Source organism: Pantoea sp. Tr-811, assembly GCF_011752535.1.
Classification (GTDB): Bacteria; Pseudomonadota; Gammaproteobacteria; order Pseudomonadales; family Pseudomonadaceae; genus Aquipseudomonas.
The window spans coordinates 360275-378214 of record NZ_VWXJ01000005.1 but is presented as its reverse complement, the minus strand read 5'-3'; the positions used below and the strand labels follow the sequence as shown (position 1 = coordinate 378214).

At 65.5% G+C, this 17940-nt stretch carries 15 protein-coding genes and 4 tRNA genes; 15 read left to right on the top strand and 4 right to left on the bottom strand.

Features of this window, described 5'->3' with window-relative positions:
- The first annotated feature begins 11 nt into the window (after positions 1-11).
- From F3J44_RS10665 to F3J44_RS10635, 7 genes are all read left to right on the top strand, one after another.
- The gene (locus F3J44_RS10665; protein WP_167272164.1) at positions 12-1223 is read left to right on the top strand and encodes an O-succinylhomoserine sulfhydrylase; all 1212 of its coding nucleotides are present in this window, start codon (positions 12-14) and stop codon (positions 1221-1223) included.
- Positions 1223-1993: an SDR family oxidoreductase gene (locus F3J44_RS10660; RefSeq protein ID WP_205299814.1), complete on the top strand. Its 771-nt coding sequence runs from the start codon at positions 1223-1225 to the stop codon at positions 1991-1993. Before F3J44_RS10665 ends, F3J44_RS10660 begins: the two co-directional genes overlap by 1 nt.
- Positions 1994-2132: 139 nt before the next feature.
- Positions 2133-2208: transfer RNA gene (locus tag F3J44_RS10655), tRNA-Val, on the top strand.
- Between the two features lie 66 nt (positions 2209-2274).
- A tRNA-Asp gene (locus tag F3J44_RS10650) sits at positions 2275-2351 on the top strand.
- A 99-nt stretch (positions 2352-2450) separates the two neighbouring features.
- Positions 2451-2527: transfer RNA gene (locus F3J44_RS10645), tRNA-Asp, on the top strand.
- Between the two features lie 139 nt (positions 2528-2666).
- Positions 2667-2743 (top strand) — tRNA-Asp (locus F3J44_RS10640).
- Positions 2744-2933: 190 nt separating this feature from the next.
- The gene (locus F3J44_RS10635; protein WP_167058099.1) at positions 2934-3728 is read left to right on the top strand and encodes a DUF2242 domain-containing protein; all 795 of its coding nucleotides are present in this window, start codon (positions 2934-2936) and stop codon (positions 3726-3728) included.
- A 331-nt stretch (positions 3729-4059) separates the two neighbouring features.
- On the opposite strand, the gene F3J44_RS10630 is transcribed toward F3J44_RS10635, so the two are convergent.
- A complete protein-coding gene (locus F3J44_RS10630; RefSeq protein WP_167272162.1) occupies positions 4060-5100 on the bottom strand; it encodes an AraC family transcriptional regulator in 1041 nt (346 codons plus the stop codon).
- Between the two features lie 4 nt (positions 5101-5104).
- On the bottom strand, positions 5105-6223 hold the full coding sequence (locus tag F3J44_RS10625) for a nitrilase-related carbon-nitrogen hydrolase (RefSeq protein ID WP_167272159.1): 1119 nt from the start codon (positions 6221-6223) through the stop codon (positions 5105-5107).
- A 184-nt stretch (positions 6224-6407) separates the two neighbouring features.
- Between F3J44_RS10625 and F3J44_RS10620 the strand changes: the two genes are divergently transcribed.
- Together F3J44_RS10620 and F3J44_RS10615 are read left to right on the top strand one after the other, a co-directional pair.
- A complete protein-coding gene (locus tag F3J44_RS10620) occupies positions 6408-8444 on the top strand; it encodes an NADPH-dependent 2,4-dienoyl-CoA reductase (RefSeq protein WP_167272156.1) in 2037 nt (678 codons plus the stop codon).
- Between the two features lie 147 nt (positions 8445-8591).
- On the top strand, positions 8592-9476 hold the full coding sequence (locus F3J44_RS10615; RefSeq protein WP_167272153.1) for a 1-aminocyclopropane-1-carboxylate deaminase/D-cysteine desulfhydrase: 885 nt from the start codon (positions 8592-8594) through the stop codon (positions 9474-9476).
- Here F3J44_RS10615 and cybB read toward each other — a convergent pair.
- The gene (gene cybB / locus F3J44_RS10610; protein ID WP_167272150.1) at positions 9467-10012 is read right to left on the bottom strand and encodes a cytochrome b561; all 546 of its coding nucleotides are present in this window, start codon (positions 10010-10012) and stop codon (positions 9467-9469) included. The genes F3J44_RS10615 and cybB overlap by 10 nt on opposite strands.
- A gap of 141 nt (positions 10013-10153) precedes the next feature.
- A complete protein-coding gene (locus F3J44_RS10605; RefSeq protein WP_167272147.1) occupies positions 10154-11095 on the bottom strand; it encodes a DUF1853 family protein in 942 nt (313 codons plus the stop codon).
- Positions 11096-11183: 88 nt separating this feature from the next.
- Between F3J44_RS10605 and F3J44_RS10600 the strand changes: the two genes are divergently transcribed.
- From F3J44_RS10600 to pepN, 6 genes are read left to right on the top strand one after another with little or no spacing between them, the layout of a single operon-like run.
- Complete coding sequence (locus F3J44_RS10600; protein ID WP_027919132.1) at positions 11184-12074, top strand: NAD(+) kinase; 891 nt, start codon at positions 11184-11186, stop codon at positions 12072-12074.
- Positions 12074-13045 carry a metallophosphoesterase gene (locus tag F3J44_RS10595; RefSeq protein ID WP_167058078.1) on the top strand — a complete coding sequence of 324 codons (972 nt, stop codon included), beginning with the start codon at positions 12074-12076 and terminating at the stop codon, positions 13043-13045. Before F3J44_RS10600 ends, F3J44_RS10595 begins: the two co-directional genes overlap by 1 nt.
- Positions 13042-13917 carry a rhomboid family intramembrane serine protease gene (locus F3J44_RS10590; RefSeq protein ID WP_167058075.1) on the top strand — a complete coding sequence of 292 codons (876 nt, stop codon included), beginning with the start codon at positions 13042-13044 and terminating at the stop codon, positions 13915-13917. The genes F3J44_RS10595 and F3J44_RS10590 overlap by 4 nt, the downstream gene beginning before the upstream one ends.
- 13 nt (positions 13918-13930) lie before the next feature.
- Positions 13931-14191 (top strand): YeaC family protein, encoded by a 261-nt coding sequence (locus tag F3J44_RS10585; RefSeq protein ID WP_119370829.1) that lies wholly within the window; start codon positions 13931-13933, stop codon positions 14189-14191.
- Entirely contained in the window at positions 14188-15018 is an 831-nt protein-coding gene (locus F3J44_RS10580) for a DUF2797 domain-containing protein (protein WP_167272145.1), read from the top strand. Before F3J44_RS10585 ends, F3J44_RS10580 begins: the two co-directional genes overlap by 4 nt.
- A 13-nt stretch (positions 15019-15031) precedes the next feature.
- Entirely contained in the window at positions 15032-17689 is a 2658-nt protein-coding gene (gene pepN, locus F3J44_RS10575; protein WP_167058069.1) for an aminopeptidase N, read from the top strand.
- Positions 17690-17940 lie beyond the last annotated feature (251 nt).

Genomic DNA, 17940 nt, shown 5'->3' with positions numbered 1-17940 from the left:
GGAGCGACGGCATGACGGATCAATGGGATGCCGGGCGACTGGACAGTGACCTCGAGGGTGTCGGTTTCGACACCCTGGCGGTACGCGCCGGTCAAAACCGTACACCGGAGGCCGAGCACAGCGAAGCGCTGTTCCTGACTTCCAGCTATGTGTTCCGCACGGCCGCCGATGCGGCCGCGCGCTTTGCCGGCGAAACGCCGGGCAACGTCTACTCGCGCTACACCAACCCGACCGTGCGCGCCTTCGAGGAGCGCCTGGCGGCCATGGAAGGCGCCGAGCAGGCCGTGGCCACGTCCACCGGCATGGCGGCGATTCTCGCCGTGGTCATGTCGCTGTGCAGCGCCGGTGACCATGTGCTGGTGTCGCAGAGCGTGTTCGGCTCGACCATCAGCCTGTTCGAGAAGTATTTCAAGCGTTTCGGCGTGCAGGTGGACTACGTCCCCCTGGTCGACCTCGCGGGCTGGGAACAGGCCATCAAGGCCAACACCAAGCTGCTGATCGTCGAATCGCCGTCCAACCCGCTGGCCGAACTGGTCGACATCGGCGCGCTGGCTGAAATCGCCCACGCCCGTGGCGCCATGCTGGTCGTGGACAACTGCTTCAGCACCCCGGCGCTGCAGCAGCCGCTGAAGCTCGGTGCCGACATCGTGTTCCACTCGGCCACCAAGTTCATCGACGGCCAGGGCCGCTGCATGGGTGGCGTGGTTGCCGGCCGTGCCGAGCAGATGAAGGAAGTGGTGGGTTTCCTGCGTACCGCAGGCCCGACCCTCAGCCCATTCAACGCCTGGATTTTCACCAAGGGCCTGGAAACCCTCAAGCTGCGCATGCGTGCGCACTGCGAGAGCGCCCAGCACCTGGCCCAGTGGCTGGAGCAGCAGGAAGGCGTGGAGAAGGTGCATTACGCTGGCCTGCCGAGTCACCCGCAGCATGAGCTGGCCAAGCGCCAGATGAGCGGCTTCGGCGCGGTGGTGAGCTTCGAGGTCAAGGGTGGCAAAGAGGGCGCCTGGCGCTTCATCGACGCCACGCGGGTGATTTCGATCACCACCAACCTGGGTGACAGCAAGACCACCATCGCCCACCCGGCCACCACCTCCCACGGCCGCCTGACGCCGCAGGAACGTGACGCGGCGGGCATTCGCGACAGCCTGATCCGGGTTGCCGTGGGCCTGGAAGATGTGGCTGACCTGCAGGCGGACCTCGCCCGTGGGCTGGCGGCACTGTGATGGAAATCAGAGGCAGCGCACCGGGCCATAACGGCCGGGTTGCCCTGGTGACCGGTGCCGCCCGCGGCATCGGCCTGGGTATTGCTGCCTGGCTGATCTGCGAGGGTTGGCAAGTGGTGCTCAGCGACCTTGACCGCCCGCGCGGCACCAAGGTGGCCAAGGCCTTGGGCGACAACGCCTGGTTCATCACCATGGACGTGGCTGACGAGGCCCAGGTCAGTGCCGGGGTTTCCCAGGTGCTCGGCCAGTTTGGCCGGCTCGATGCCCTGGTGTGTAACGCGGCGATCGCCAACCCGCACAACCAGACCCTGGAAAGCCTGAGCCTGGCGCAGTGGAACCGGGTGCTGGCGGTCAACCTCAATGGCCCGATGCTATTGGCCAAGCATTGTGCGCCGTACCTGCGCGCGCACAATGGGGCGATCGTCAACCTGACGTCCACCCGTGCCCGGCAGTCCGAACCGGACACCGAGGCCTACGCGGCGAGCAAGGGTGGGCTGGTGGCGTTGACCCACGCCTTGGCCATGAGCCTGGGGCCGGAGATTCGCGTCAATGCGGTGAGCCCGGGCTGGATCGACGCCCGTGACCCGTCGCAACGGCGTGCCGAGCCGCTGACCGAGGCCGACCATGCCCAGCACCCGACCGGCAGGGTAGGGACCGTGGAAGATGTTGCGGCCATGGTTGCCTGGCTGCTGTCACGCCAGGCCGGGTTCGTGACCGGCCAGGAGTTCGTGGTCGACGGCGGCATGACCCGCAAGATGATCTACACCTGAGCACGTTGCGCTGCCTGTACAGGCAGCCCATCCACTTTTGCCTTTTTTGAAAAAAATTCAATGGGGCTATTGACTTAGCTTCGGTACCTGCGTAAATTTCGCGGCCTCAGCGAAGCAAACGCAACAAGCAACATCGCGAGGGTGATTAGCTCAGCCGGGAGAGCATCTGCCTTACAAGCAGAGGGTCGGCGGTTCGATCCCGTCATCACCCACCACTTCCTGAGATTGTTTCTAGTGCTAGCGCTTTTAACGAAGTCGCTAGCCGGAGAGAAACGCACTGCGCAGCGGTAGTTCAGTCGGTTAGAATACCGGCCTGTCACGCCGGGGGTCGCGGGTTCGAGTCCCGTCCGCTGCGCCATTTTTCAGTAACAGATGGGTGCCTGGCACCGGTCTGAAGCAACAGGCGAAAAGCCTGATGCTGATCCCAGTTTCAATCAGGTGAAAGCCTGAACGATACGCAGCGGTAGTTCAGTCGGTTAGAATACCGGCCTGTCACGCCGGGGGTCGCGGGTTCGAGTCCCGTCCGCTGCGCCATCTTCGTTTCAAGGTCCCTAGAACACCTTGAAGCAACCACAAAAGAAGCGATCACATGTCGCTTTTTTTGTGCCTGCCCCGAGGCCATTGCGCCGCAAGGGTAGCCCCAGTTTCAATCGGGCGAAAGCCTGAATGATACGCAGCGGTAGTTCAGTCGGTTAGAATACCGGCCTGTCACGCCGGGGGTCGCGGGTTCGAGTCCCGTCCGCTGCGCCATCTTTGCTCCGAGGCCCCTTGAACGCCTCGAAGCCACGGAAAAAGCGACCTTAGGGTCGCTTTTTTTGTTTCTGCGTCAGCCCATGGCCACATTTACATGATCCTGACGAACTCTTCACCGATCAGCGGTTCCTGTGCTTGCCCTCAGTGTTGCACAATAGGCACCTTCTCGACTTACCCGGAATTCGCAATGACCAGATCATCCGTCTTTGGTGCGCTCGGGCTGGCCCTGGTGCTGGCGGGCGTGACCGGTTGCTCCTCGAAGAAAGCCGCCATCTACGAGCACGAGAACTTCGACGACTCGGGCACCTACTCGCGCAGCTTCCCGGTAACCGACGCCGGCTCCTGCGAGGCAGCCCGCCGTGCGCTGCTCAGCCAGGGCTATATCATCACCAGCAGCGGTGCCAACCAGGTGATGGGCAACAAGAGCTTCCAGCAGAACAGCGAGAACCACCTGCAGATCAGCTTCAACGTCACCTGCGCGCCAGATGTCAACGACAGCCAGCGCTCGACCATGTTCGCCAACGCCCTGCAGGACCGCTACAGCCTGAAGAAATCGAACTCCTCGGCCAGCCTGGGTGTAGGCGTGCTGGGTTCGGTGTCGATGCCGATCGGCTCCAGTGACGACTCCATGGTCAAGGTGGCCAGCGAAACGGTGACGGCGGCGCAGTTCTACGACCGCTATTTCGCCCTGGTGGAAAGCTACCTGCCAAAGCCTAAGAAAGTGGCCAAGGCCAAGGTCGAGGCCCCTGCGCCCAAGCCCGAGAAGCCGGCGCCAGACCTGGGCCTGCCGGAACAGGCCTCGGCGGCGCCTGCAGCGCCGGCTGCGGCCCCAGCCGCACTTGCGCCAGCCAGTGAGGCAGCGCCAGCGCCGGTGGTGAACGACAGCCAGGGGTCGCAGCCGGTAGCGCCGCCCGTGGAGGCCGCGCCGATCCAGGTGCAGCAGGATGCGCCGGCGGCCGAGGCGGCACCTTCTTCGCTTTGAGGCGTTACCTGTGCCGGCCCTTTCGCGGGGCAAGCCCGCTCCTACAACGACCCTTGGCTTTTGTAGGAGCGGGCTTGCCCCGCGAAAAGGCCGGCACAGGTTAAATCCGCTGTTACAGATCCCCGGCGATAACTTCCTGAACACCTGCTACGTTTACCACTCATAAGCTTGTCATCATTGCTTCATCCGCCCCGCTTAGGTTGAAGCCATGACCAACGAAGACGCATGAGAAAAGAGGACGCAGGGCTATGGATGAATATCAGGAAGAGCTGCTTGAGTACCAGGCCTACGAACTGGACCCACCGGAACCGGCGGACGACGCCACCGAGCTTTAACCCACTCGCCGCTGGCTGCGGCGAAACTCCCCCGGCGTAAGGCCCGTCCAGCGCTTGAATGCGCGCTGGAAGGCTTCGGCCGAAGCAAACCCCAACAAATAAGCGATTTCGCCAAAGGCCAGCGCGGTGTCGCGGATGTAGGCCTCGGCCAGGTCGCGCCGCGTGTCGTTGAGCAAGTCGCGAAAGCGTGTGCCTTCCTCGGCCAGCTTGCGCCGTAGGGTCCAGCTGGGCATCTGCAGGTGCAGCGCCACTTCGTCCAGGTCCGGTTCACGGCCGCCGTTGAGCAGCGGGCCGAGCAAGTGGGTAATGCGCTCGCCCAGGCTGCGCACGCGGGTGCGCTGCTGCAGCTCTGCCTCACACAACTGCAGCAGATGGGCATAGGTACTCGGGCAGTGCTGCGGGTTGCGCGTCGCCAGTGTGGCGCGGCCCAGGCGCAGGCGGTTGGCACTGGCGCCAAATTGCACGGGGGTGGTGCACAGCGCCTGGTAGTGAGCGGCATAGGCCGGTGCTTGGAACTCGATCTCCAGGCGCTCGGCCTGCAGTGATGTGCCCGCCAGCGCAGCCAATTGGGCCAGCCAACCGGCCAGCAGCGAATCGACCACGAAGCGGTTGTAGTCGTTGTACGGGCTGATCGAGTAGAAGCGCAGCCATGCGCCCTGGGCATCTTCCTGGTACGCCGAGTGGCCACGGTAGTTGGCGGCGTACAGTGGGCCGAAGCGCAGCAGGGTGTGCGCCGCTTCACCTAGCGTCGGTGCCTGGGCCGCGGCAACGCCGGCAAGGCCCGCCTGGGCCAGGCGGCTCAGGCGGCCCATGTGCAAGCCCAGCGCTGGCTCGCCGCACAGCGCGATGGCGGCATGCCCCAGGTGCATGTAACGGGGAATCGACAAACGTGCGGCGGGTTCGGCCAGGCGTGCGGCATCGAGCCCGTAGCGCTGCAGCAGCGGCGCTGGGTCGTGGCCCAGCTGGCCCAGGGCCTCGGCCAAAGGCTGCACGAAGCCGACCGAAAGGTCACCCAGGCGCACGCGCGGGCGGGTCATCGGCCTACAGCCACAGGTTCAGCAGGCGCGCACCCTGGCTGGGCGGCCCGGCCAGCAGTTCGCCGGCCTGGTGGGCGAAGCCCTGGCCGTCGCTGCCTTGTTCCCAGAACTGCCCGCGCATGAACACGCTCATGCTGCTGATGCCGTCGCCGGTTACCTGAGTCAGGCGCTGCCAGGCCGTTTGCTCACTGACCTCGCCGCGCTGCAGCCCCAGCTCTGCCGCAGCGTCCTGGTGACGGTTGCCACGCCAGGGCGCCTCCCAGCTGCCTTTGCCACTGAGGAACACCGGGTTGGCGATCAGTTGCACCTGTTGCTGTTGCAACTGGTGCTGGTTCTCCGGGTACCAGCTGTCGCTGCCGATCAACACGCCCAGGCGCCCGGCCGGGGTCTGCACCACCTGCAACGGGAAGTGCCGACCGTGGTGAATGAAGCGCCGCATCTCGCTGTCGGGGTATTGCTGGCGCTGTGGTTGGCCGAGCACTGAACCGTCGGCTGCGAACACCATGCTGCTGTTGAACAGGGGGCCGCGGCCGATGTGCAATACGCCCTGTTCCACATAGGGGGCCGGCAGCACGATCGAGCCAGCCACCAGGGTAACGCCGAACTCCTTGGCCAGGCCGCCAAACAACTGTTGGTAGTCGCTGGCCATTTGTTCGGCCTTCATGCGCAGGTGGGCATCGGCGCGCCGGTCATCGCCATTGGCGCCCAGCATCGCCAGGCCGTAGCGCAGCGGGTTGCTCAGCTCCAGCCACTGCTCGGCTTCGCGGCTCTGGGTTACCTGGTACAGCTCGTTCTTTTCGCCACGGGCCCAGAGCCAGGTGCCGATGTGTTCAGGCAGCACCACCACCGTGCGTGGCCCCACCAGCCCCTGGGCGCGGGCTTGCTCCAGGTAGGCCGACAGCTTGCGGTGCAGGCGCTGCAGGTTCTGGTAGTCGCTGGGGTAGAGCAGCGGTTCGATGCCCAGCAAGTTACCGTGCCCGCCGGGGACGCCATGGTTGAGCGCAAGCTCCACGCGCAGGTCGGAGAGGTAGTGGCCTTCCGGGCGCTGCAGAGTCCAGAAGCCGTAGCCGCAAAGGGCGGCGATCATCACCAGCGCCAGGGCGCCTGCCAGGAGTTTGCGCATCGAGCGGTGCAGCACCATGGAATGAGGGTTCCCTAGGGTAGTCCTGCTGTACGCAAGGATCAATAAGTTGTCAGTTTCGATCATTGAGCCGATTCAAACGGCTGTTTAATGTCACCCACAGACAAATGACGGGCCCCGCAGAGGCGCCCGCACTCCGTGACCACGCCACCAGGGGAATTCAACCATGGCTGCCGACCATTATCCGCACTTGCTGGCCCCGCTCGACCTGGGTTTCATCACGTTGCGCAACCGTACCTTGATGGGCTCGATGCACACCGGCCTCGAAGAGCGCCCAGGCGGCTTCGAGCGCATGGCGGCGTATTTTGCCGAGCGTGCCCGCGGCGGCGTCGGCCTGATGGTCACCGGCGGCATTGCGCCCAACGATGAGGGCGGGGTGTATTCCGGTGCGGCCAAGCTCAGCACCGAGGAAGAAGCGCAGAAGCACCGCATCGTCACCGAGGCGGTGCATGCTGCCGGTGGCAAGATCTGCCTGCAGATCCTGCACGCCGGGCGCTATGCCTATAGCCCGCGCCAGGTGGCGCCAAGCGCGATCCAGGCGCCGATCAACCCGTTCAAGCCCAAGGAACTGGACGAAGCCGGCATCGAGAAGCAGATCGCCGACTTCGTCAATTGCGCCGTGCTGGCCCAGCAGGCGGGCTATGACGGCGTCGAGATCATGGGGTCGGAAGGCTACTTCATCAACCAGTTCCTCGCCGCCCACACCAACCACCGCAGCGACCGCTGGGGCGGCAGCTACGAAAACCGCATGCGCCTGGCGGTGGCGATCGTCACCCGCGTGCGCGAGGCGGTGGGGCCGAATTTCATCATCATCTTCCGCCTGTCGATGCTCGACCTGGTAGAGGGTGGCAGCACCTGGGACGAAATCGAAACCCTGGCCAAGGCCATCGAGCAGGCCGGCGCCACCCTGATCAACACCGGCATTGGCTGGCACGAGGCACGCATCCCAACCATTGCCACCAAGGTGCCACGGGCGGCGTTCAGCAAGGTCACCGCCAAGCTGCGCGGCGCGGTGAAGATTCCGCTGATCACCACCAACCGCATCAATACCCCGGAAGTGGCCGAAGCGGTGCTGGCCGAGGGCGATGCCGACATGGTTTCGATGGCGCGGCCGTTCCTTGCCGACCCTGATTTCGTCAACAAGGCGGCCGCCGGGCATGCCGAGCAGATCAACACCTGCATCGGCTGCAACCAGGCCTGCCTGGACCACACCTTCGGCGGCAAGCTGACCAGTTGCCTGGTCAACCCGCGCGCCTGCCATGAAACCGAACTCAACTACTTGCCGGTGCGCTCGGTAAAGCGCATTGCCGTGGTAGGGGCGGGCCCGGCGGGCCTGGCGGCGGCCACCGTGGCGGCCGAGCGGGGCCATGCGGTGACCTTGTTCGATGCCGCCGCGCAGATCGGCGGGCAGTTCAACGTGGCCAAGCGGGTGCCGGGCAAGGAAGAGTTCCATGAAACCTTGCGCTACTTTGCCAACAAGCTGACCAGCACCGGTGTCGAGCTGCGGTTGAATACCCGGGTGGACGTGGCGGCGCTGGTCGAGGGCGGCTACGACGACATCATCCTGGCCACCGGTATTGCACCGCGCACCCCGGCCATCCCCGGTATCGAGCATGCCAAGGTGCTGAGCTACCTGGACGTGCTGCTGCAGCGCAAGCCAGTGGGCAAGGCGGTTGCGGTGATTGGCGCGGGCGGCATCGGTTTCGACGTTTCCGAGTTCCTGGTGCATGAGGGCGTGGCCACCAGCCTGGACCGCGAAGCGTTCTGGCGGGAGTGGGGCATCGATACCCGCCTGCAGGCACGCGGTGGCGTGGCTGGGGTCAAGCCCGAGCCGCATGCGCCGGCGCGGCAGGTGTACCTGCTGCAGCGCAAGGCCACCAAGGTGGGCGATGGCCTGGGCAAGACCACTGGCTGGATTCACCGCACGGGGCTGAAGAACAAGCGGGTGCAGATGCTCAACAGCGTCGAGTACCTGGGCATCGACGATGCCGGGTTGCATATTCGGGTTGCCGGTGGCGAGCCGCAGGTGCTGGCGGTGGACAACGTGGTGATCTGTGCCGGGCAAGAGCCGCTGCGCGAGCTGCAGGAAGGGCTGCTGGCGGCGGGGCAGGCGGTGCACCTGATTGGCGGGGCGGACGTGGCGGCAGAGCTGGATGCCAAGCGGGCGATCAACCAGGGGTCGCGGTTGGCGGCTGAGCTTTGAGGTGGGCGGGCGCCGCTTGCGCGGCGCATCGCGAGCTTTGCTCGCTCCTACGGGGTTTTGCGTAGGCCTTGGTAGGAGCGAGCGTAGCTCGCGATGCGCCGCGCACAGCGGCGCTCGATCCCCCAGGCGGCATGTTAAACTCGGCCCATGCTCCCCAACATCCCCGTCGCCCCCCTGCAGCCCCTGCGCCTGCCCTGGTTGAACACGATCCAGGCCGCCATCCTGCGCCTGGACCTGATCGACCCACTGCTCAGCGGCAACAAATGGTTCAAGCTCCGTCACCACCTGCAGCAGGCCAGCCAGGCCCGGGCACCTGGCCTGATCAGCCTGGGCGGTAACCATTCCAACCACCTGCATGCCCTGGCCGCCGCCGGCAAGCGCCTGGGCTTCGCCACGGCCGGGCTGCTGCGCGGCCATCCTCAAGACACCCCCACGGTGCGCGACCTGCAGGCCCTGGGCATGGCGCTGCACTGGCTGGGCTATGGCGGCTACCGGGCGCGCCATGAGGCGGGCTTCTGGGAGCCTTGGCAGGCTCGCTATCCCGGCTGGCACTGCATTCCCGAAGGCGGTGGCGGCGTCGCCGGCGCCGCCGGTTGTGCCTTGATCGTCGAGCAGGCGCGTTCCCAGCTGGCCGCGCTGGGCTGGCGCGGTTACGACGGCTGGTGGTTGGCCGCAGGCACCGGCACGACGCTGGCCGGCCTGGTGCTGGCCGAGGCCGGGGCGCACGTGGTGCATGGTGCACTGGCCGTGCCGCTGGACCATGGCGTGCCGCAAACCGTCGCTGAACTGGCAGGCTTGCACGGCTACCAGCTGCACGACGCCTGCCGGGGTGGCTTTGGCAAGTTCGATGATGAACTGCTGGCCTTTATCGAACTCAGCGAACGCCAAAGTGGCGTGCCGTTCGAAGCGCTCTACACCGGCAAGGCACTGATGGCCCTGCGAGAGCAGGTCGAGGCCGGCGCGTTCGCCCCGGGCACGCGCCTGATCTTCCTGCACACCGGCGGCCTGCAGGGCCGGCGCGGTTACTTGTAGGGCAGCATGCGCAACAGCGTGTTGTCGCGCTGCACGTAGTGATGGTAAAGCCCGGCCAGCGCGTGCAGGCCGATCAGCCAGTAGCCCCAGGTGGCCACGCGCTCATGCCAACCCTTGATGAACTTGGCCTGGTCGGGGTCTGGGCCGATCAGGTGCGGCAGTTCCAGGCCATAGAAGGGCACCGGCTTGTCGGCGGCGCTGAGAACCAGCCAGCCGGCCAGGGGCAGGCCGATCATCAGCAGGTACAGCGCCAGGTGCATCAGGTGCGCAAGGCCGGTTTGCCAGGCCGGTGGCTTGGGCACGATGGGCGGGGTAGGGCGGCTCAGGCGCACGGCCAGGCGCAGCCAGACGAGGATGAAGACGCTCAGGCCGAGCATGAAGTGCAGGTCTTTCATCAGGTTGCGTTCAGCGCTGTCCTTGGGGAACAGGCCGCGAAATTCCATGCAGGCGTACACCGCAGCCAACAGCACCAGCATCAGCCAGTGCAGGGTGATGGACAGGCGCGGATAATGGCTTGCGGGGGTGGATGAAACCATGGTCGGTCCTCGTCATCAGGTCGGTGGGTAGGTCTTTATAGTTTTAGCCTGTGTGAAATCGAGCGCCGCCCCGCGGCGCATCGCAGGCTTGCCTGCGATGCGCCGCGCGGGCGGCGCTCGATCTTGAAACCGCCGCAACCCTCAAGGCAAGCGCTGGGGCAAATGCGGCCAGCTGTCGGCCACCAGAAACACACGTTCGGCTTCCTGCCAGGCGCCGTCGGCATGGTGCTCCAAGCGCACCAGCAATTGCGCCGGTGCATGCTCGTCGCGCTGCTCCAGCCAATTGCCAAACTGTTGCACCGTCCAGCATTCACCCGGCTCAACCCGCGCGGGCGCCAGCCAGGCATGCCGGGCCAGCGGCTGCCAGCGCTCCTCCCTCACCACGCCCCAAGCACTGCGCCGCACCCAGCGCCCACGCAGATGCCGCGGGTTGGCGCCCTGTGGCGGTTCGGCGTGCCCAGGCCAGGGGTAGAACAGGTAGCCACCCAGCCACAGGTGCGCCCGCACCTGCTCGACCCCCACGGCGGCCAGCGCTGCGCGACTCTGTGCATCTGCCGACATCGGCAGCTGGTGCCCGGCGACGTGCGCCAGCTTGGTCCCCAGCCGGTCGTGGCAGCCCGGCCCGAGCCAGTGCGCCGGGTCGCGCCCGTTTTCCTCGGTTGGCCCCAGGTACAGTTTTATCGCCAGCTCCAGATGATGGGTGCCTTGCGCATCGCGCATCAGAATGTCCAGCTCGCCCAAGGTCCTGCCATTGGCACGAATCGCCAGGTTGGACGCCAGCAACTCGACCCCGGGCGCGTGGGTCAGGGCAAATTGCCACAGGCCTTCGTAGTACAGCCCCAGGCGCCGGCTGGTGAGTTTCGCCAACCAGTCGCGCAGGGGCTGGTCGTCGGCATCCAGCGCCCGCAGCCAGCCTTCCAGGCGCTGCGGGTCGGCCGCCCAGGCGCTGCCCGCCAGCGGGTGGCGCTGGGGGCACGGCGGGGCGCTGAGCAGCGCCGGCGACAGCAGGGCCCAGGCCAAGTCGCGCACGGCCGGGCGGCGCAGCAGGCGCGGTAGCTCGCAAAGCTCGGTGAACGGCATCATGCAGCGAGCATAGCCGGTTTGCCGCTACCCGGTGCTTTCGCCCATAATCGCGGCATCGTCACCCGTCGCAGAGCCCCGCAGGAGCCCCATGGAGCAATTTCGCAATATCGGTATCATCGGCCGCCTTGGCAGTTCCCAGGTGCTCGATACCATTCGCCGACTGAAAAAATTCCTCCTCGAGCGCCACCTGCACGTGATTCTCGAGGACACCATCGCCGAAGTGCTGCCCGGCCACGGCCTGCAAACCTCCACGCGCAAGCTGCTGGGCGAGGTCTGCGACCTGGTCATCGTGGTGGGCGGCGACGGTAGCCTGCTCGGCGCCGCCCGCGCCCTGGCCCGGCACAATGTGCCGGTGCTGGGCATCAACCGCGGCAACCTGGGCTTTCTCACCGACATCCGCCCCGACGAGCTGGAGCAGAAGGTTGCCGAAGTGCTCGACGGCCACTACCTGGTGGAAAACCGCTTCCTGCTGCAGGCCGAGGTGCGCCGCCATCATGAGGCCATCGGCCAGGGCGATGCCCTGAACGATGTGGTGCTGCACCCAGGCAAGTCCACGCGCATGATCGAGTTCGAGATCTACATCGACGGCCAGTTCGTCTGCAGCCAGAAGGCCGACGGCCTGATCGTCGCCACCCCCACCGGTTCTACCGCCTACGCGCTGTCGGCCGGCGGCCCGATCATGCACCCCAAGCTCGACGCCATCGTCATCGTGCCAATGTACCCGCACACCCTGTCGGGCCGGCCGATCGTGGTCGACGGCAACAGCGAGCTGAAGATCGTGGTGTCCAAGGACCTGCAGATCTACCCGCAGGTGTCCTGCGACGGCCAGAACCACTTCACCTGCGCCCCTGGCGACACCATCACGGTGAGCAAGAAACCGCAGAAACTGCGCCTGATCCATCCGCTGGACCATAACTACTACGAAGTGTGCCGCACCAAGCTCGGCTGGGGCAGCCGCCTGGGAGGCAGGGACGACTGATGCTCGATCCGGCGCGCAGTTTCGACATCATCGGTGATGTGCACGGCTGTGCACTGACCCTCGAACGCCTGCTCGACGCCCTCGGCTACAAACGGGTCGGCGGCGTCTGGCGTCACCCCCGGCGCCAGGCCCTGTTCCTGGGCGACATCGTCGACCGTGGCCCGCGCATTCGCGAGGCGCTGCACATCGTCCACGACATGGTCGAGGCCGGCCAGGCGTTCTGCATCATGGGCAACCACGAGTACAACGCCCTGGGCTGGGTGACCCCGGCGCTGCCTGGCAGCGGCAAGTCGTTCGTGCGCGAACACACCCCGCGCCACGCCCGGCTGATCGACGAAACCCTGGAACAGTTCGCCCAGCACCCCGGCGACTGGCACGACTTCATCCAGTGGTTCTACGACATGCCGCTGTTCGTCGACGCCGGGCGCTTCCGCCTGGTGCATGCCTGCTGGGACCCACGGCTGATCGAGCCACTGCGCCAGCAATACCCCGACGGGCGCATCGACGAGCATTTCATCCAGGCCTCGGCGATTTCCGGCAGCTTCGCCGCCAACGTGTGCAACCGCCTGCTGCGCGGCACCGACATGCGCCTGCCCGACGGCCTCACGCTCACCGGCGGCGACGGCCTGACCCGCGCCTTCTTCCGCACCAAGTTCTGGGAAGAAGACCCGCAAACCTACGGCGACATCGTGTTCCAGCCCGATGCGTTGCCCGAGGAAGTGGCCCGCACACCGCTTAGCCACACCGAAAAGAACGCCCTGCTGCGCTACGCCGAAGACGAACCGTTGTTGTTCGTTGGCCACTACTGGCGCAGCGGCCGGCCGGCACCGATCCGCAGCAACCTGGCCTGCCTGGACTACAGTGCAGTGCTGTACGGCAAGCTGGCGGCCTACCGGCTGGATGACGAAACCCATATCGACCCGCACAAGTTCGTCTGGGTCGATGTCGAGCGCCCACAGGCCAACCAATGAATATCATCGAAGTCATGCGCCTGCCGCTGTCGGTCGACCTCAGCGGCTTCGTCCACCTGTTGCAGCGCCTGCAGGTGCCGCACCGGGTGAGCGAGGAGGGCGAGGAGCAGGTGCTCTGGGCCCCCGACACCCTGGCCGGCGACGTACGCGAGCTGTACCAGCGCTTCCCCGACGGCAATGCCGATGTGCAGCTTGCGCCAGCGGATTCACCCGCCAATGCCCCCGCAGCGCCGTCCTTGGCGGAACAGGCCAAGGCCTGCAAGGTCACAGCTGCCGTGCTGATCCTCTGCCTGATCGTCGCTGGCCTCACCAGCCTGGGCGACAACCTCGATGCGATCAGCTGGCTCACCTTCCTCGATTTCCGCGTCCAGGGCGACTACCTGCACTTCACCCCGCTGGCCCAGGGCCTGGCCGAAGGCCAATGGTGGCGGCTGGTGTCGCCCATGCTGCTGCACTTTGGCGTGCTGCACCTGGCCATGAACGGCATGTGGTACTGGGAGCTGGGCAAGCGCATCGAACTGCGCCAGGGCCCCTGGTTGCTGCTGGGCCTGACCTTGCTGTTCAGCCTGGTGTCGAACCTGGCCCAGCATTTCACCAGCGGCCCGAGCCTGTTCGGCGGTTTGTCTGGCGTGCTCTACGGCCTGCTCGGCCACGTGTGGCTGTACCAGTGGCTGGCGCCCAACCCTCACTTCAACCTGCCCCGGGGCGTGCTGGTGATGATGCTGATCTGGCTGGTGGTGTGCCTGACCGGCGTGGTCGGCCAGCTCGGCTTCGGCCAGATCGCCAACGCCGCCCACGTCGGCGGGCTGCTCATCGGATGCCTGACCGGGCTCTTGGGCGGGGCGCTGGCCCGGCGTAAACTGTCGGCTTGAACCAGGAGACTCTATGTCCACTTTCGCGCAAATGATTGAAAACATCACCCCGGAAATCTACGAGAGCCTGAAACTGGCCGTGGAAATCGGCAAATGGTCGGACGGGCGCAAGCTCACCGCCGAGCAGAAAGAGCTGTCGCTGCAGGCGGTGATCGCCTGGGAAATCAAGAACCTCCCCGAAGACCAGCGCACCGGCTACATGGGCCCGCAGGAATGCGCCTCGAAGTCCGCCCCCATTGCCAACATTCTGTTCAAGTCGGACTCGGTACATTGATCGAACTCGCTCGTGGCTCTTTGAGCAAGATGGCGGTCAGCCTGCAGGCACCGTTGGTGCAGTACAGCTTCCGCCTCGATGACACCCTGGTGCCGGTCAACCCGTTGATCGGCCAGCCCCTGCGCCTGGAATACCTCGGCGCCATTCACTGCAACCATTGTGGCAAGCGCACCAAGACCAGCTTCAGCCAGGGGTATTGCTACCCCTGCATGACCAAGCTGGCCCAGTGCGACGTGTGCATCATGGCCCCGGAAAAATGCCACTACGATGCCGGCACCTGCCGCGAGCCGTCGTGGGGCGAACAGTTCTGCATGACCGACCACGTGGTCTACCTGGCCAACTCCTCGGGCATCAAGGTGGGCATCACCCGCGCCACCCAGCTGCCCACCCGCTGGCTCGACCAGGGCGCCATCCAGGCCCTGCCGATCATGCGCGTGGCCACCCGCCAGCAATCGGGCCTGGTCGAAGACGTGCTGCGCAGCCAGGTGCCCGACCGCACCAACTGGCGCGCGCTGCTCAAGGGCGACGCCGAAGCGCTCGACCTGCCGGCCATCCGCGAGCAGGTGTTCGACGCCTGCGCCGATGGCCTGCGCGACCTGCAGGCCCGCTTTGGCCTGCAGGCGATCCAGCCGCTGCCCGATGCCGAAGTGGTGCAGATGAACTACCCGGTCGAGGCCTACCCGAAAAAGATCGTCAGCTTCAACCTCGACAAGGACCCGGTGGCCGAAGGCACGCTGCTGGGCATCAAGGGCCAGTACCTGATCTTCGACACCGGCGTGATCAACATTCGCAAGTACACGGCCTACCAGTTGGCCGTGCTCCAGTAAAAAGGACCTGCACATGCGTACCGAACAACCGCAAGTGATCTACCTCAAGGACTACCAGGCGCCCGAGTACCTGATCGACGAGACGCACCTGACCTTCGAACTGTTCGAGGACCACACCCTGGTCCATGCGCAACTGGTCATGCGCCGCAACCCGGCACGCGGTGCCGGGCTGCCGCCGCTGGTGCTCGATGGCCAGCAGCTGGAGCTGCTGCGTGCCTCGCTCGACGATGCCGAGCTGCAGGCCGGTGACTACCAGCTCGAAGCCGACAGCCTGACCGTCCAGCCCAAGGCCGAGCGCTTCACCCTCGACACCAGCGTGAAGATCCACCCTGAAAGCAACACCGCGCTGGAAGGCCTGTACAAGTCCGGCAAGATGTTCTGCACCCAGTGCGAGGCCGAAGGTTTCCGCAAGATCACCTACTACCTCGACCGCCCCGATGTGATGAGCACCTTCACCACCACGGTGATCGCCGAACAGCATCGCTACCCCGTGCTGCTTTCCAACGGCAACCCGATCGGCAGCGGGCCGGCTGAAGACGGCCGCCACTGGGCAACCTGGGAAGACCCGTTCATGAAGCCGGCGTACCTGTTCGCGCTGGTGGCCGGTGACCTTTGGTGCGTGGAGGACAACTTCACCCGCCAGTCCGGCCGCGACGTGACCCTGCGCATCTATGTCGAGCCCGAGAACATCGACAAGTGCGACCACGCCATGGTCAGCCTGAAGAAGTCCATGCGTTGGGACGAAGAGGTGTATGGCCGCGAGTACGACCTGGACATCTTCATGATCGTCGCGGTCAACGACTTCAACATGGGCGCCATGGAAAACAAGGGCCTGAACATCTTCAACTCCAGTTGCGTGCTGGCCCGCGCCGAAACCGCCACCGACGCCGCCCACCAGCGTGTCGAGGGTGTGGTCGCCCACGAGTACTTCCACAACTGGTCGGGCAACCGCGTCACGTGCCGCGACTGGTTCCAGCTGTCGCTCAAGGAAGGCTTCACGGTGTTCCGCGATGCCGAGTTCAGCGCCGACATGAACTCGCGCACGGTCAAGCGCATCGAGGACGTCGCCTACCTGCGTACCCACCAGTTCGCCGAAGACGCCGGCCCCATGGCCCACCCGGTGCGCCCGGACAGCTTCATCGAAATCTCCAACTTCTACACCCTGACGGTGTACGAGAAGGGCGCCGAAGTGGTGCGCATGGTGCGTACGCTGTTGGGCGCAGACGGTTTCCGCAAGGGCAGCGACCTGTACTTCGAGCGCCACGATGGCCAGGCGGTCACCACCGACGACTTCATCAAGGCCATGGAAGACGCCAACGGCGTCGACCTCACCCAGTTCAAGCGCTGGTACAACCAGGCCGGCACCCCGCGCCTGGCGGTCAGCGAAGCCTATGATGGCGCCGCCCAGACCTACAGCCTGACCTTCCGCCAGAGCTGCCCGCAAACCCCGGACAAGGCCGAGAAACTGCCGTTCGTGATTCCGGTGGAACTGGGCCTGCTCGATGCCCAGGGCAACGACCTGCCACTGCAACTGGCCGGTGAAGCCAGCCCTGGGGCCAGCAGCCGCGTGCTATCGGTGACCGAGGCCGAGCAGACCTTCACCTTCCAGGGCATAGCCGCCAAGCCGCTGCCGTCGCTGCTGCGCGGCTTCAGCGCGCCGGTGAAGTTGAGCTTCCCCTACGACCGTGACCAGCTGATGTTCCTGATGCAGCACGACAGCGATGGCTTCAACCGCTGGGAAGCGGGCCAGCAATTGTCGGTGCAGGTGCTGCAGGAGCTGATCGGCCAGTACCAGCGCGGCGCAGCGCTCACCCTTGACCAGCGCCTGATTACCGCGCTCGGCACGGTGCTGGGCAATGCATCGCTCGACCCCGCCATGGTTGCCGAAATGCTCTCGCTGCCCGGTGAAGCCTACCTCACCGAGATCAGCCAGGTGGCGGACGTGGACGCCATTCACGCGGCCCGCGAGTTCGCCCGCCAGCAAATCGCCGAACAGCTGTTCGACGCGCTGTGGGCGCGCTACCAGGCCAACCGTGAGGTGTCGCGCAACACCGCCTATGTGGCCGCGGCCGAGCACTTCGCCCGCCGCAGCCTGCAGAACATCGCGCTGTCGTACCTGATGCAGAGCGGCAAGGCGCAGGTGCTGGAAGCGACCCTGGAGCAATTCGAGCACTGCGACAACATGACCGAGCGCCTGACCGCGCTGGCGGTGCTGGTCAACTCGCCTTTCGAGGCCGAGCGCGCCAAGGCCCTGGAGTCCTTTGCCGAGCACTTCAAGGACAACCCGCTGGTCATGGACCAGTGGTTCAGCGTGCAGGCGGCCAGCACCTTGCCGGGCGGCCTGGCACGGGTCAAGGCGCTGATGCAGCACCCGGCGTTCACCTTGAAGAACCCGAACAAGGTCCGGGCGTTGATCGGCGCCTTTGCCGGGCAGAACCTGGTGAACTTCCACGCAGCCGACGGTTCGGGTTATCGCTTCCTGGCGGACTTGGTGATCGAGCTCAACGCGTTGAACCCGCAGATTGCTTCGCGCCAACTGGCACCGCTGACCCGCTGGCGCAAGTACGACGACGCGCGGCAGGTGCTGATGAAGGGCGAGCTGGAGCGGATTCTGGCTTCCGGTGAGCTGTCCAGCGATGTGTATGAAGTGGTGAGCAAGAGCCTGGCTTGAGTTTTTGGTAGCCAGAACCGGCCTATTCGCAGGGCAAGCCCGCTCCTACAGGGATCGCATACCTCTGTAGGAGCGGGCTTGCCCCGCGAAGCTTTTGGGCGGTTAACAAAACATAACGTCTTGTCCGTTGTATTCGCGCAACCTTCCCCGATACGATCCCTCCAGGCTACGGCAAGCCTCTAGCACAGGCTTTTCACAGCACAGACCCACCAAGAAGAACACAACAGGGGATGGTCATGAAGGAGCGGGTG

Excerpts from the sequence above, each read along its gene's own strand:
- F3J44_RS10665 (WP_167272164.1), top strand. The coding sequence starts at position 12 with ATGACGGATCAATGGGATGCCGGGCGACTGGACAGTGACCTCGAGGGT.
- F3J44_RS10660 (WP_205299814.1), top strand. The coding sequence starts at position 1,223 with ATGGAAATCAGAGGCAGCGCACCGGGCCATAACGGCCGGGTTGCCCTG.
- F3J44_RS10635 (WP_167058099.1), top strand. The coding sequence starts at position 2,934 with ATGACCAGATCATCCGTCTTTGGTGCGCTCGGGCTGGCCCTGGTGCTG.
- F3J44_RS10630 (WP_167272162.1), bottom strand. The coding sequence starts at position 5,100 with ATGACCCGCCCGCGCGTGCGCCTGGGTGACCTTTCGGTCGGCTTCGTG.
- F3J44_RS10625 (WP_167272159.1), bottom strand. The coding sequence starts at position 6,223 with ATGCGCAAACTCCTGGCAGGCGCCCTGGCGCTGGTGATGATCGCCGCC.
- F3J44_RS10620 (WP_167272156.1), top strand. The coding sequence starts at position 6,408 with ATGGCTGCCGACCATTATCCGCACTTGCTGGCCCCGCTCGACCTGGGT.
- F3J44_RS10615 (WP_167272153.1), top strand. The coding sequence starts at position 8,592 with ATGCTCCCCAACATCCCCGTCGCCCCCCTGCAGCCCCTGCGCCTGCCC.
- cybB (WP_167272150.1), bottom strand. The coding sequence starts at position 10,012 with ATGGTTTCATCCACCCCCGCAAGCCATTATCCGCGCCTGTCCATCACC.
- F3J44_RS10605 (WP_167272147.1), bottom strand. The coding sequence starts at position 11,095 with ATGATGCCGTTCACCGAGCTTTGCGAGCTACCGCGCCTGCTGCGCCGC.
- F3J44_RS10600 (WP_027919132.1), top strand. The coding sequence starts at position 11,184 with ATGGAGCAATTTCGCAATATCGGTATCATCGGCCGCCTTGGCAGTTCC.
- F3J44_RS10595 (WP_167058078.1), top strand. The coding sequence starts at position 12,074 with ATGCTCGATCCGGCGCGCAGTTTCGACATCATCGGTGATGTGCACGGC.
- F3J44_RS10590 (WP_167058075.1), top strand. The coding sequence starts at position 13,042 with ATGAATATCATCGAAGTCATGCGCCTGCCGCTGTCGGTCGACCTCAGC.
- F3J44_RS10585 (WP_119370829.1), top strand. The coding sequence starts at position 13,931 with ATGTCCACTTTCGCGCAAATGATTGAAAACATCACCCCGGAAATCTAC.
- pepN (WP_167058069.1), top strand. The coding sequence starts at position 15,032 with ATGCGTACCGAACAACCGCAAGTGATCTACCTCAAGGACTACCAGGCG.